Raw genomic sequence first — 11,140 nt, 5'->3', positions numbered from 1 at the left:
CATGCGACACTATATGCATGGAACTCACCCTGACCGAAGCAGCCTCGCGACTGGGGGTGTCCGTCCGCCAGGCACAGCGGCTCGCCCAGGACGGCCGGTTGCAGGTCGTGCGCAGGGTCGGGCGCAACGTGATCGTCGAGGACTCCGGTGTCCTCCGCCGGCGCCGGGTGAGCACCCAGCGAGGCCGCCGCTGGAACGCCACCACCGCGTGGGCCGCCATCGACCTTCTCGACCACGGCCGGACCGACCGGATCACCGGGAGCACACTCACCCGGCTGAAGAGCAGGCTGGGTCAGGTCTCGGTCGAGGAGTTCGCCCGTCTGGCCGCGGACCGCGCGGAGACACGGCGGATGACGCAGACCCGTCGCCGCGCGGAGGCCCTGAAGCAGTCGCTGGCCCTCACCGGACGCTCTGCCCTTGATGACCCGTCCACCGCGGCGCACTTCGGGCTGGCCGGCGGCGGGACGGAGCTCGTCGAGGGCTATGCGCTCCGCCCCGAGCTGGAGGCTCTCTCCTTGCGCTTCGGTCTCGAGGCCGACGCCGACGGCGAGGTCTTCCTCCACCTCACCGACGAAGATCCGGTCTCCTCTCCCCTCACCACGGCCCTGGATCTCTACGAACGGGGGACGACCCGCGAACGATCCGCCGCCGAGAAGACTCTGCGAGCCGCGCTTGACCGGTACGCGGGACCGGGTTCGACCTCGACGGCTTGACGTCAGGTCGCCCGGCGGCGGACGAGCTCGAAGAGCGGCGCGGAGAGGGCGTTGGGCACCCAGTAGGGCCACGGCAGCGCCGGGCACAGGCCGAGCACCCACGCCTGGGCCCAGCGCAGGGCCCCGTTCACCCGGCGTCCGCGCAGCAGGTGCCACCCGACGACGGCCTCGAACGCCGCCGTGGCCAGCACGACCGGCCGGGCCACGGGAACGAGCGCGCCCAGCACCGTCCGGTAGGGCGGCAGCCACGCGCCGTCTCGGAACCAGGCCACGAGGTCGGTGGCCCGGCGCACGGTGTACACGGCGTTGAGCACAGCCGAGCCGGCGAAGTAGACGCCGACCGCCCGCCTCGCCCAGGCCCAGGCCCGGCACCGGGTGGTTCCTTCTGACATGCCGTCCATGGCTGCTCCTCCGCACCGGGATGTCGCCCCGTGACGACACCGCTCCCCCGCACCGTTGACCGCCGGTGGCGCCCATTCCAGCATGGGCCGGGAGGTCCGCTCCACGACGGCGGCCATCATGGCGAGGAGGCCGGCGCCGCGCACCGGAATCCCTGACCCCGTGCCTCGCGGGCGGACCCACGCCGGCCGGGGCCGAGACCGGGCCCGGCGTCGTCGCCCGACCGGGGGACAGCGCGGGCCCCCTCATCGCCGCTGGTGGCCGTATCGGTGCTCGTCAGAGGGCACACGCCTCGTCCTTTGACTTTCGTGAACGTCCTCCGGAGGATCGGTCGGGGCGGAGCGCCGGCCGACGGCTGGCCGATCCGGCGGCCCCAGCGCCGTCGGGGGTCCCGCCCCGGCGCAGGACAGACCTGCGCCGACCATCCAGGGGGATCGATGACCACGAAGTTCACGCACGCAGCTCTCGGCACGCTCGGCGCGGGGGCGCTCCTGTTCGCCGGCATGAGCTCGGCCTCCGCGGCGCTGCCGTACGCCTCCTCGGAGTCCTACGACACCGTCAGCTGCAACAGCATCGGGGCCACGGAGTACTGCCACGCCGCCACCGGCACCCGCAGCGGCCACGCCAACCCGGCAGGACGCGGGCTGAACAAGGACAAGTACGAGGCCGTCCACACCACGACCGTGGACGGCGAGCTGGTCCGGGAGCAGGAGTTCACCAAGAAGGAGATCACCGCCTGGGACATCCCGTGGCCCCACGTCTCCCACGTCGTCGAGAAGGGCACCGTCACCACCCCGGACGGGCACTGCCGGTACCACTCGGTCTCCCACTCCTCGAACTCCGAGGTGCGGGTCAACCACCACAGGAGCACCTGCGACTCCTGAACTGTTGCGCCTGCGGGGCCCGGACACGAGTCTCGTGTCCAGGCCCCGCGGTCGTTCAGCGGTCCACCGAGGCGAGGAAGCCGCGGGAGCGCTCGCGCAGGCCTTCGATGAGACCCTCGACGTGGGCGTCCATGTCGAAGCCCTTGTACGGCATGGGCGGGCGCTTGCGGACGTTGGCCGAGCACTGGAAGTCCTCGCAGATCAGCGTGCCCACCGTGGAGCCCGCGCGCCCGGCGGCGCCGGCGCGCCTGGCCACCCAGAGGACCACGGGGTGGGGCAGACGCACGTCCTGGCACCAGGCGCACAGCGCCTGCTTGCCCGTGCCCGCGCGTGCGGCGGTCTGCACGACGATGCCCTTCGGCCCGTCCTCGGTGGGGACCACGGCGTAGCCGCGCCGCGGGGACTGGGGATCGCGCCAGCCCAGGTAGTCCAGCCGGTCCCAGTCGAGCGTGTCGAGGCCGGGAGGCAGGGGCAGACGGGCGGCGTCCTTGCGGGAGCAGTTGAGGAAGCTCGAGCGGATCTGCCGGTCGGTCAGCGGAAGCATGGAGAAGTCCTTCGGATGTCTTTGGCGGTTCCCTGCCCCGGGGCGGCACGGCGTCGGCCGGACCGTCGCCGGGACGGCCGGGCAGCCCGGAGCGGGAGCACAGGAGGGATGGGCGGCAGCGGCCGCGCGGAGGTTCGGTGGCGCGGAGGCGCTCAGCGGCCGCCCGGAACCGATCCCCGGGACGGGCGGGCGCCCCGGGCTCGGATCAGCGGGATCTCGGCACGCACCAGATCGTTGAGCGCGCAGACCGGTGACGGGTTCTCCTGGTGCAGGACGACGGCGTCGCGGTGGTCAGCGCGGTGCGGTTCCGGAGCGGTGCCGGCCGGGGATCCGGTCGGCGAGGGCTATCTGCGGCCGGCGGGGAGACCGCCGGCGTCCTCCTGGGTCCTCGCCGTGCCACGGACGGGCATGAGGACAGGGAGCATCGCCTCTCGCGCCGCTCGCACCTGTCCGCCCATGCCGAACATCCTACGCCCCCCTCCGTCCGCAGCAGGGGCGGCGCGGACGGCCCCGGGCGTCATGACCGGTGCGCTCGCCGTCGTCCCCTGACGACTCCCCCACCGCAGGCCTACGGTGGGACCGGGACCGCCGGCCCGAGCAGGGGCGACGGCGGGACCCGGTCCCGGCACGGGACCGCCGCACCGGTGGAAGGACGGACCATGAGCGAGCACCCCGAGAGCGTGTCCGGCGGCGAGCGCATCGTCGTGGGCGTGGACGGCTCCGAGCACGCGAAGCACGCGCTGCGGGAGGCGGCACGTCTGGCCGAGGCCCTGGACCTGCCGCTGGAGGTCGTCACGTGCTGGCAGGACGTGACCCTCGCCGCGGGCGCCTACGGCTACATCCCCTCCCTGGACCCGGAGGACGTGCGCACCGGCAGCCGGAAGATGGTCGAGGACGTGCTGGCGGAGGTCTTCGGGGACGACCGCCCGCAGCGCCTGCGGGTCCGGCTCTGGCACGGCCGCCCCGCCGACGCCCTCATCAAAGCGAGCGAGGGGGCGCGGATGCTCGTCGTCGGCTCCCGCGGCCACGGAGGCGTCGTGGGGATGCTCCTCGGGTCGGTCAGCTCCGCCGTCGTCTCCCACGCCTCCTGCCCGGTGCTGGTGGTCCGTCCCTGACCGGGAGACCTGCGGTCCCGTGCGGCCTGCCGGGTGGAGGCCGCACACCGACCGCGGCGGCCGCGCTCAGGGCCGTGCCGGCGTCTCCGGGCCGGGGTCGCCGACGGGCAGGACCACCTCGTTGCGGCGCAGCAACGGCGGGGTGAAGGGCGGGTTGAACCGCGCGAAGCGGGCCGCCCCGACCGGCACGAGCCCGGCCTCGCGCGCCGCCCGCTCGAGGCGCCGGCGGTGCCGCTCGTAGGAGCCGCGGGTCCACCGCCCGCGGTAGCGCAGCACGGCGGCCCAGGCCGCCGGTTCCACGCGGACCCGCACGGCCGGGTCGGAGGGCACCGGTGCGGTCGCCGCCGTGAGGGCGGCGGGCAGGACGAAGGCGACGACGTGGGCGTCGGCCGCTTCCACCTCCCCGCCGGAGACGGAGCGCTGCCACACCGGGGCCGTCATGGCGATCTTCCGCGACCCGCCCTCCTCCTGGACGACCGGGGCGGTCATCGGGATCTCCCGGCGTTCCCGGTTGTGGCCGCTGATGTAGCGGAACAGAGCGTTGAAGGCGCTGTTGGCCGCTCCCTCGAAGGGGCCGGTGACCTCGACCTCCGCGAGCACGAGCTCGGGGTAGTGCCGCAGCTCGAAGGCGGGATACCGGCGCACCGTCGAGTACGGCTGCTGCTCGACCATGGCGGCACCGTACGCCGTGGGAGCACCGCTCGGAAGAGGCTGCGCCGCACGTCATGAACCGTCCGGCGGGGCACGGCCCCTTACGGCACCGGCGGCGGGTGCCTACCGTGGAACCGGGCCCGCCGGCCAGGGGGAACCGCCGGCAGGGCCGGGTCCCGGCACGGGACCGCCCCACGGGTGGAAGGACCGACCATGACCGAGCACACCGACAGCACCGCCGGCGGCGACCGCGTCGTCGTGGGGGTGGACGGCTCCGAGCACGCGAAGCGGGCGCTGCGGGAGGCCGCGCGCCTGGCCGAGGCGCTGGACCTGCCGCTGGAGGCGGTCACGTGCTGGCGCGACTTCAGCGAGTACGCGGTCTACGAGGGCCGGATCCCGGAGGCGCTGACCCCCGAGGCCTTCCGCGCCACCGCCGAGCGGATGCTCGAGGGCGCCCTCGAGGACGTCTTCGGCGAGGACCGCCCGCAGACCCTGCGCACCCGGCTGGTCCACGGCCGCGCGGCCGAGGCCCTCATCGAGGCGAGCGAAGGGGCGCGGATGCTCGTCGTCGGTTCCCGCGGGCACGGCGGGGTCATGGGGCGGCTGCTGGGCTCGGTCAGCTCCGCGGTGGTCTCCCACGCCCACTGCCCGGTGCTGGTCGTCCGCTCGTGACCGCCCGCCGGTAGCGGCGCGGACCGCTACCGCTGCCGGGATCCGTCCGAGGTCGGACGCCCCGGCGCGGAGTCCCGCGCCCGCTCCGGCAGCAGCCGCGGGACGAGCCGGACGAGGACGATCATCCCGACCAGCTCCACCAGCGTCTGGGTGACGACCACCAGCGGGGTCAGGGCCAGGGCCTCCGGGAGGGCCAGCGCCAGGGGCAGGACGACGAGGGAGTTGCGGGTGGCGCCGGTGAACACCAGCGCCCGCGAGGAGCGCACGTCCAGGCGGGCGGCGCGGGCGGTGAGCAGCCCGATCGGGACCATGAGCACCAGGAACGCCGCGTACAGGGGCACCACGGCCGCCAGGGCACCGAGCTGCTCCCCCACCCCGCGCACCTGCGAGGCGATCACGGTGAACAGGGTCGCCGCCATCAGGGGCACCATCGCCGCGGCCGTGGACGACTCGACCGCCCGGGCCGCGGCCGCACGCGGGGCGGCCCACTGCACGGCGGCGGCCGCGGCCAGCGGCAGGAGGATGAGCACCACGAACGCCTCGGCGAACGGGGCGGGCTCCACGAGCCCCACCGTCTCCGGCCCGGCGAAGGCCCACAGCCAGGCGGGCAACAGGAGCATCTGGGCGAGCATCAGCAGCGGTGCCGCGGCCAGCAGCCGGTCGGCCGCACCCCCGGCGAGCCCGCAGAAGACGATGACGTAGTCCACGCACGGGGTCAGCAGCACGAGCAGCACCCCCAGCAGCAGCGCCTCCTCCCCCGCCACGAACCGGGACAGGAGGAGGACGACGACGGGCACGAGCACGAAGTTCAGCACGAGCACCGTGGCCAGGAAGCGCAGGTCGGCGAAGGCCCGGCCGATCGCCGTGAACGGCACGGCCAGGAACGTGGCGAACAGCAGCAGCCCCAGCACCGGGGTGATGGCCGCCTCGAGGGCGCCGGCCCCGGGGACCCACCACCCGGCGGCGAGGCCGGCGGCGATCGCGGCCAGGTACACGCCGACCTGGTGCCGCTCCAGCCAGGCGGCCGCTGTGCTTCTCACCTGTTCACCCTACGACCCGCTGGACGGACCCGATGCGGGCCCTCAGGCCTGCGGGTCCACGACCCCGACGGCGACGGCCAGGTCCTGCCAGGACATCCCCACGCCCTTGAACACGTTGGGGGCGTCCTCCCGGCGGGTCACCGCCCCGGTGACCACCTGCCGCAGCGGCACCAGGGCGCTCTCCTCGAGGGCCCCCTCGGCGACGGCCAGGACGACGTCGCCGGCCTCCCGCAGCGCGGTCGCCACGTCCTCGACCACCACCAGGGACCGGCCCACGAGCCCGGCGTCCAGCTCGCGCCGGTCGGCCTCGTGCGAGCCCATCGCCACGACGCACGCGCCGTCGCGGACCAGGGACCCGTCGAAGAGCGGCTCGGCCGCCGAGGTCGCGCAGACCACGATGTCGGCCCCGGCCACGTCGCCGGGCGTCCCCGCCGCGAGCACGGTGTCCAGGTCGGCGAGCTCCGCGAGGACGGCCCGGACCCTCTCGGGGCGGCGCCCGACGACCGTGACGCGGGCCGGCTCCCGGATCGCGGCGAACGCCCGGACGTGGCCGACCGCCTGCGGGCCCGTGCCGAAGACCACCAGGTGGGCGGGGCCGGGCGGGGCGAGGGCGTCGGCGGCCACGGCCGAGACGGCCGGGGTGCGCAGGGCGGTGAGGGCCGCACCCTCCAGCAGGGCACGGACGGTCAGGGTCTCGGTGTCCATCAGGACGTAGACCGCCTGGATCCGGGGCAGGCCCCGGTCCGGATTGCCCGGGGCCACGGAGGCGACCTTGACCCCGGTCCACGCCGAGATGCTCGAGGGCATCAGGAGCAGGTGCCCGGTGCCGGCCGGCGTGCTGATCCGGCCGGGGTCCGCCGCGGGGTCGAAGCCCTCGAGGAGGACCTTCTCCAGCAGCCGCCGGGCGCGGTCGGCCGGGACCCGCTCGGCGACCTGCGCGGCGGTGTACCAGGTGGGCTGGGCGTCGTCCATGGGGCGGCCTCCGTGGTCTGCGTCGAGCCGGCCCTGTCCGCGACGCCCTCCCCGGCCTGCACGAGGCGGGGAGCGCGGTCCGAGCGCTGATGGCCCTGAGGCGCCAGGGTCCTGTGCGGCCCGTCACCGTGTCAAGAAGACGTCGCGGCGCCTCCTGGTGCGGGGTGTCAGTCGCCGCAGCAGGAGCAGCCGGGGGCGCAGCGGCACCCGTCGTCGTCCTCGTCGAGGAGCACGGCCACGGGGGTGCAGCACGCGTCCCCGCGCCAGGCCTCGAGGCCCTCCCGCACGGCGAAGGCGGCGATGACGAGGGCGGCCAGCGGGTCGGCCCACGCCCATCCCAGGGTGGCGTTGAGCACCAGGCCCGCCAGCAGCACGGCCGAGAGATAACTGCAGATCAGGGTCTGCTTGGAGTCGGCCACCGCCGAGGCCGAGCCCAGCTCCCGGCCGGTGCGCCGCTCGACCCAGGACAGCAGGGGCATGACCGCGAGGCTCACCGCGGCCAGCGCGATGCCCACCGGGGAGTGCTCGGCCTCCGCGGCGCCGAGCAGGGCGCGCAGGGCGTCGACGGTGACGAAGGCGGCCAGGCCGAAGAAGGAGAACGCGATCACCCGCAGCGCAGCCCGCTCCCGCCGGTGCGGGTCCGGGGCGGCGAACTGCCAGGCCACGGCCGCGGCGGAGAGGACCTCCACGATCGAGTCCAGGCCGAAGCCGATCAGCGCCGCGGAGGAGGCGATCGCGCCCGCGCTCAGCGCGACGACCGCCTCGAGGACGTTGTAGGCGATGGTGCCGGCCACGATCCAGCGCACCCGCCGGTGGAGGACGTCCCGCCGGGCGGCGGTGAGGGGCTGCGGGTCCCGGGAGGTCGTGCTCATGCGCAGGTGCACCCGTCCGGGGTGCAGCACTCCGGGTCCACGGTGACGACCAGCTCGAGCAGGTCGCCCAGGGCGGCGCCCAGGTGCGGGGCGGCCAGCCGGTACCAGGAGCGGCGGCCCTCCTTGGTCGCGCTCACCAGCCCGCACCCGCGCAGGCAGGCCAGCTGGTTGGAGACCACCTGCTTGGACACCCCCAGCGCCTCGACCAGCTGCGAGGGCGTGGCCGGGCCGGCCCGCAGGACGAGCAGGATCCGGGTGCGCACCCCGTCGGAGAGGGCGTGGCCCAGCCGCGCGAGGGCGGCGGTGTGGGGCGGGGTCACGGTGGTCACGCCCTCCACGGTACATCGTTTCCTGTACCGAGGATGCTCCGGCACCCGCGGAGCGCCTTCCGGCAGCATGCACCGACGACTCGATCCGTCCGGACGGGCGCGAACTCTTGCGCCGACGACGGTCGCGGGGAACAATCCCGTTTTATGAAGCACACTGACAAAAAAGTTCTGTCCATGGGGGCTCTGACCCTCTCCGCCCTGCTGCTGGCCGGGTGCGGCGACCTCGGCGGGGGCGGAGGCGGCGGGGGCGAGGAGCCGACCGGCGGGTCGGCCGCCACCGAGGCGACCGGCAGCGCCACGCCCACCGCGGAGCAGTCGGCCTCCGGGAGCCCGACCTCCTCCGGGAGCCCGAGCGCCTCCGAGAGCGCCGGCGGGACGGCCTCCCCGAGCGCGTCCGGGAGTGCGAGCGGTTCTCCCTCCGCGACCCCCTCGGGCGGCGCCGAGGCCGGCGCCGTGACCGGAGCGGTCGTGGCCGCGGAGGAGGCCGTGACCGGCGGGCAGGCCTTCGAGATCGACCGCAAGGACTCCGGGGAGGGCTGGGAGGTGACGCTGGCCGTGGAGGACCGGGAGCAGGAGGTCGAGGTCTCCGCCGACGGCGAGCAGGTCACCCCGCAGGAGACCGACGACGAGCTCGACCCGGCCGACCGGGACAACCTCGCGGCGGTCCAGGTGCCGCTCGAGGACGCCGTGCGCACCGCCCTGGACGAGGTGGACGGCACCCTGGACTCCGCCGAGCTGGACACCGAGGACGGCGTGGTCGTGTGGGAGGTCGACGTCGACGAGTCCGACGGCACCTCGGTGGACGTCCACATCAACGCCGAGAACGGCTCCGTGCTCAAGGTCGACCGCTAGTCGCACTGACCCGCACGGAGGACCTGCCGGCCCGCCGCGCGGAGCGGTCCTGCGGGCGGGCCCGGCTCCCGAGAAGGGGCCGGGCCCGCCCGTGTCCGGCTCAGGACAGCCGCACGCTCAGCCCGGCACGGCCGAAGCCCACGACGTCGTCGGCCCCGTCCCCGTCGACGTCCCCGAGCAGGCGCAGGTGGCGGGCCGGGGTCCAGCCGTCGTTGCGGCCGAACGCGGGGGTGAGCTGCTCGGCCGCGCGCAGCGGGACGGTGTTGCCGGGGATCACCAGGGTGGCGGCGTCGCCGAAGCCGACGACGTCGTCGGCCCCGTCCCCGGTGACGTCCGCGAGGACGCGCGGGTGCCGGTCGGTGCGCCAGCCCTGGACGGTCGCGAGGTCGCGGGTCTCGAGCCCGCTGGGGTGGAAGGTCGCGGGAAGCGGCAGGTCGCCGGTCGAGCGGGCCACCTGCACACCGCGGTGGCCGAAGCCGACGACGTCGGCGCGCCCGTCCCCGCTGACGTCGCCCACCGTGCGCACGTGCTCGTCCGCGCGCCAGCCCTGGTCCGTGCCGAAGTCGCGCACCTCCAGCACCGGGTCCGTGAACGTCCCGTCGGCGCGGCCCCAGGCCATCCACGTGCCGGCGGCGCCGAAGCCGACCAGGTCAGCGGTGCCGTCGCCGTCGACGTCTGCCACCAGCCGCGGGTGCTGCCCGGGGCGCCACCCCTGGGCCCACCCGAAATCCTGCAGCACCCGCCGGGCGGGGCCGAAGGAGCGGTCGGTCCGGCCCAGGGCCACCCAGGTGCCGCCGGTCCCGAAGCCCACGACGTCCTCGACGCCGTCCCCGTCGACGTCGGCGACCTCGCGCACGTGCCGGGCGGGCGTCCAGCCCTGGGCCGACCCGAAGTCGTCGACCGTCCGCTCGGGGGCGGTGAACGTGCCGTCGGCCTGCGCGTAGGCCACCTGCACGCCCCGGGCACCGAAGCCGACGAGGTCGTCGCGGCCGTCGCCGTCGACGTCGCCGGTCGTGCGCTCGGCTCCCGCCCAGCCCTGGGCCGAGCCGAAGTGCGGCACCGCCGGCTCGGGGGCGGCGAACGTCCCGTCCGCCCGGCCCAGGGCGGTGAACGTCCCGGGGTCCCCGAAGCCGACGACGTCGGCCCGCCCGTCCCCGTTCACGTCGGCCAGCTCCCGCAGGTGCTCGCCGACCCGCCAGCCCTGCGCCCAGCCGAAGGACGGCTGCCCTGCGGCGTGGGCCGGGGTCGCGCCGGCGGGCCCCGCCCCGGCCGCGCCCGTCACCGCGAGCGCGGCGGCCGCCGCCCCCGCCGTCATCGTCCGTGCCTGTCCCCGTCCTCGTGCTCGTGCTCGCGCCATGACCGGCCCCCTCGATCTCGTGTTCCCCCTGGTCAGCACCGAGTCTGCCCGGTCCGGGCCCATGGGGCGGGGCGCGGACCGGCGTGTCCGCAGGATCCTGCCGCGCGGCGTTCACCGCGGGCCTGCCGGCTCGGGGCGCACCCGGGTCACAGAAAGACACGGAGGGACGGCACCGTGCCGGCGACCCGGGAGGGGCCGATGACCGCTCATCCCTTCGGAGCACCGGACGGCCATCCGTGCGGAGGACCAGCTCTGCGCAGGAACGAGCCCTGCCTCGGCCGGCCGGCCCGGAGATACGGGCCGGCCGGGTTCCGGCGCGGAGTGCACCACGAGGGAGCAGCCCGGCCACCGGGCCCGTGTAGCGGGTGCCGGTGGGCCGCCGCTCATCCGTTCGGACAGTTCCGGTTCATCCTTCTTCTCCTTCTGCCGCCGGGCCCCCTTCCGTAGTTTCCGTGGGGACGGGCACCCGCCCGTTGCGAAGTGCCGTCGGCCGGACGAGCTCCGGCGCGCACCGGTCAGCGGCGCCGGAGAACCGCACGACAGGAGAGATCACCATGGATCGCACCCCCCACGACATCGTCGACCTCCCGATGGACGTCTTCGAGCTCGAGGACCAGGGCATGGACGTCACGTCCCTGACCGCCGGTCACGGCATGACCGAGGTCGGCGCCTCGACCAACTGCTTCTGCTACCCCTGCTGCTCCTGCTCCGCCCCGTCGAGCAGCGCCTGACCTGACGCG

At 75.2% G+C, this 11,140-nt stretch carries 14 protein-coding genes; 6 read left to right on the top strand and 8 right to left on the bottom strand.

Annotated elements, in window-relative coordinates; all coding sequences use genetic code 11:
- Positions 1-17: 17 nt before the first annotated feature.
- Entirely contained in the window at positions 18-713 is a 696-nt protein-coding gene (locus tag AS188_RS07565) for a hypothetical protein (protein ID WP_147050444.1), read from the top strand.
- 2 nt (positions 714-715) lie between these two features.
- Here the strand turns inward: AS188_RS07565 and AS188_RS07560 are convergent, their stop codons facing one another.
- The gene (locus AS188_RS07560) at positions 716-1,114 is read right to left on the bottom strand and encodes a hypothetical protein (protein WP_058858344.1); all 399 of its coding nucleotides are present in this window, start codon (positions 1,112-1,114) and stop codon (positions 716-718) included.
- Between the two features lie 435 nt (positions 1,115-1,549).
- Here AS188_RS07560 and AS188_RS07555 point away from each other — a divergent pair, with 435 nt between their 5' ends.
- Positions 1,550-1,996 carry a hypothetical protein gene (locus AS188_RS07555; protein ID WP_058858343.1) on the top strand — a complete coding sequence of 149 codons (447 nt, stop codon included), beginning with the start codon at positions 1,550-1,552 and terminating at the stop codon, positions 1,994-1,996.
- 55 nt (positions 1,997-2,051) lie between these two features.
- Here the strand turns inward: AS188_RS07555 and AS188_RS07550 are convergent, their stop codons facing one another.
- Positions 2,052-2,540 carry an FBP domain-containing protein gene (locus tag AS188_RS07550; RefSeq protein WP_058858342.1) on the bottom strand — a complete coding sequence of 163 codons (489 nt, stop codon included), beginning with the start codon at positions 2,538-2,540 and terminating at the stop codon, positions 2,052-2,054.
- 659 nt (positions 2,541-3,199) lie between these two features.
- On the opposite strand from AS188_RS07550, the gene AS188_RS07545 reads away from it, so the two are divergent.
- Positions 3,200-3,655, top strand: coding sequence for a universal stress protein (locus AS188_RS07545; RefSeq protein ID WP_058858341.1), 456 nt, complete (start codon positions 3,200-3,202; stop codon positions 3,653-3,655).
- A 66-nt stretch (positions 3,656-3,721) separates the two neighbouring features.
- Here AS188_RS07545 and AS188_RS07540 read toward each other — a convergent pair whose 3' ends face one another.
- Positions 3,722-4,327 carry an SOUL family heme-binding protein gene (locus tag AS188_RS07540; protein ID WP_058858340.1) on the bottom strand — a complete coding sequence of 202 codons (606 nt, stop codon included), beginning with the start codon at positions 4,325-4,327 and terminating at the stop codon, positions 3,722-3,724.
- A 192-nt stretch (positions 4,328-4,519) separates the two neighbouring features.
- Here AS188_RS07540 and AS188_RS07535 point away from each other — a divergent pair, with 192 nt between their 5' ends.
- Entirely contained in the window at positions 4,520-4,978 is a 459-nt protein-coding gene (locus AS188_RS07535; RefSeq protein ID WP_058858339.1) for a universal stress protein, read from the top strand.
- Positions 4,979-5,004: 26 nt separating this feature from the next.
- Here AS188_RS07535 and AS188_RS07530 read toward each other — a convergent pair whose 3' ends face one another.
- From AS188_RS07530 to AS188_RS07515, 4 genes are all read right to left on the bottom strand, one after another.
- Entirely contained in the window at positions 5,005-6,018 is a 1,014-nt protein-coding gene (locus AS188_RS07530) for a bile acid:sodium symporter (protein ID WP_058858338.1), read from the bottom strand.
- A gap of 42 nt (positions 6,019-6,060) precedes the next feature.
- Positions 6,061-6,990 (bottom strand): ornithine cyclodeaminase family protein, encoded by a 930-nt coding sequence (locus tag AS188_RS07525; RefSeq protein WP_058858337.1) that lies wholly within the window; start codon positions 6,988-6,990, stop codon positions 6,061-6,063.
- 167 nt (positions 6,991-7,157) lie between these two features.
- Positions 7,158-7,862 (bottom strand): cation diffusion facilitator family transporter, encoded by a 705-nt coding sequence (locus tag AS188_RS07520; RefSeq protein ID WP_058859800.1) that lies wholly within the window; start codon positions 7,860-7,862, stop codon positions 7,158-7,160.
- Entirely contained in the window at positions 7,859-8,191 is a 333-nt protein-coding gene (locus AS188_RS07515) for an ArsR/SmtB family transcription factor (protein ID WP_058859799.1), read from the bottom strand. Before AS188_RS07515 ends, AS188_RS07520 begins: the two co-directional genes overlap by 4 nt.
- A gap of 144 nt (positions 8,192-8,335) precedes the next feature.
- Here AS188_RS07515 and AS188_RS07510 point away from each other — a divergent pair, with 144 nt between their 5' ends.
- The gene (locus tag AS188_RS07510; RefSeq protein ID WP_169797990.1) at positions 8,336-9,043 is read left to right on the top strand and encodes a PepSY domain-containing protein; all 708 of its coding nucleotides are present in this window, start codon (positions 8,336-8,338) and stop codon (positions 9,041-9,043) included.
- Between the two features lie 100 nt (positions 9,044-9,143).
- On the opposite strand, the gene AS188_RS07505 is transcribed toward AS188_RS07510, so the two are convergent.
- Entirely contained in the window at positions 9,144-10,358 is a 1,215-nt protein-coding gene (locus AS188_RS07505) for an FG-GAP repeat domain-containing protein (RefSeq protein WP_058858335.1), read from the bottom strand.
- A gap of 596 nt (positions 10,359-10,954) precedes the next feature.
- Here AS188_RS07505 and AS188_RS07500 point away from each other — a divergent pair.
- Positions 10,955-11,131 (top strand): thiomuracin/GE37468 family thiazolyl RiPP peptide, encoded by a 177-nt coding sequence (locus AS188_RS07500; protein ID WP_058858334.1) that lies wholly within the window; start codon positions 10,955-10,957, stop codon positions 11,129-11,131.
- The last annotated feature ends 9 nt before the right edge of the window (positions 11,132-11,140 follow it).

The organism is Kocuria flava, assembly GCF_001482365.1.
GTDB classification, from domain to species: domain Bacteria; phylum Actinomycetota; class Actinomycetes; order Actinomycetales; family Micrococcaceae; genus Kocuria; species Kocuria flava.
This window is presented reverse-complemented; position numbering and strand designations above follow the sequence as displayed.

What these genes read in the sequence shown, in the direction of transcription:
- AS188_RS07560 (WP_058858344.1), bottom strand. Translation starts at nt 1,114, where the DNA reads ATGGACGGCATGTCAGAAGGAACCACCCGGTGCCGGGCCTGGGCCTGG.
- AS188_RS07500 (WP_058858334.1), top strand. Translation starts at nt 10,955, where the DNA reads ATGGATCGCACCCCCCACGACATCGTCGACCTCCCGATGGACGTCTTC.
- AS188_RS07545 (WP_058858341.1), top strand. Translation starts at nt 3,200, where the DNA reads ATGAGCGAGCACCCCGAGAGCGTGTCCGGCGGCGAGCGCATCGTCGTG.
- AS188_RS07565 (WP_147050444.1), top strand. Translation starts at nt 18, where the DNA reads ATGGAACTCACCCTGACCGAAGCAGCCTCGCGACTGGGGGTGTCCGTC.
- AS188_RS07555 (WP_058858343.1), top strand. Translation starts at nt 1,550, where the DNA reads ATGACCACGAAGTTCACGCACGCAGCTCTCGGCACGCTCGGCGCGGGG.
- AS188_RS07550 (WP_058858342.1), bottom strand. Translation starts at nt 2,540, where the DNA reads ATGCTTCCGCTGACCGACCGGCAGATCCGCTCGAGCTTCCTCAACTGC.
- AS188_RS07520 (WP_058859800.1), bottom strand. Translation starts at nt 7,862, where the DNA reads ATGAGCACGACCTCCCGGGACCCGCAGCCCCTCACCGCCGCCCGGCGG.
- AS188_RS07505 (WP_058858335.1), bottom strand. Translation starts at nt 10,358, where the DNA reads ATGACGGCGGGGGCGGCGGCCGCCGCGCTCGCGGTGACGGGCGCGGCC.
- AS188_RS07510 (WP_169797990.1), top strand. Translation starts at nt 8,336, where the DNA reads ATGAAGCACACTGACAAAAAAGTTCTGTCCATGGGGGCTCTGACCCTC.
- AS188_RS07535 (WP_058858339.1), top strand. Translation starts at nt 4,520, where the DNA reads ATGACCGAGCACACCGACAGCACCGCCGGCGGCGACCGCGTCGTCGTG.
- AS188_RS07540 (WP_058858340.1), bottom strand. Translation starts at nt 4,327, where the DNA reads ATGGTCGAGCAGCAGCCGTACTCGACGGTGCGCCGGTATCCCGCCTTC.
- AS188_RS07525 (WP_058858337.1), bottom strand. Translation starts at nt 6,990, where the DNA reads ATGGACGACGCCCAGCCCACCTGGTACACCGCCGCGCAGGTCGCCGAG.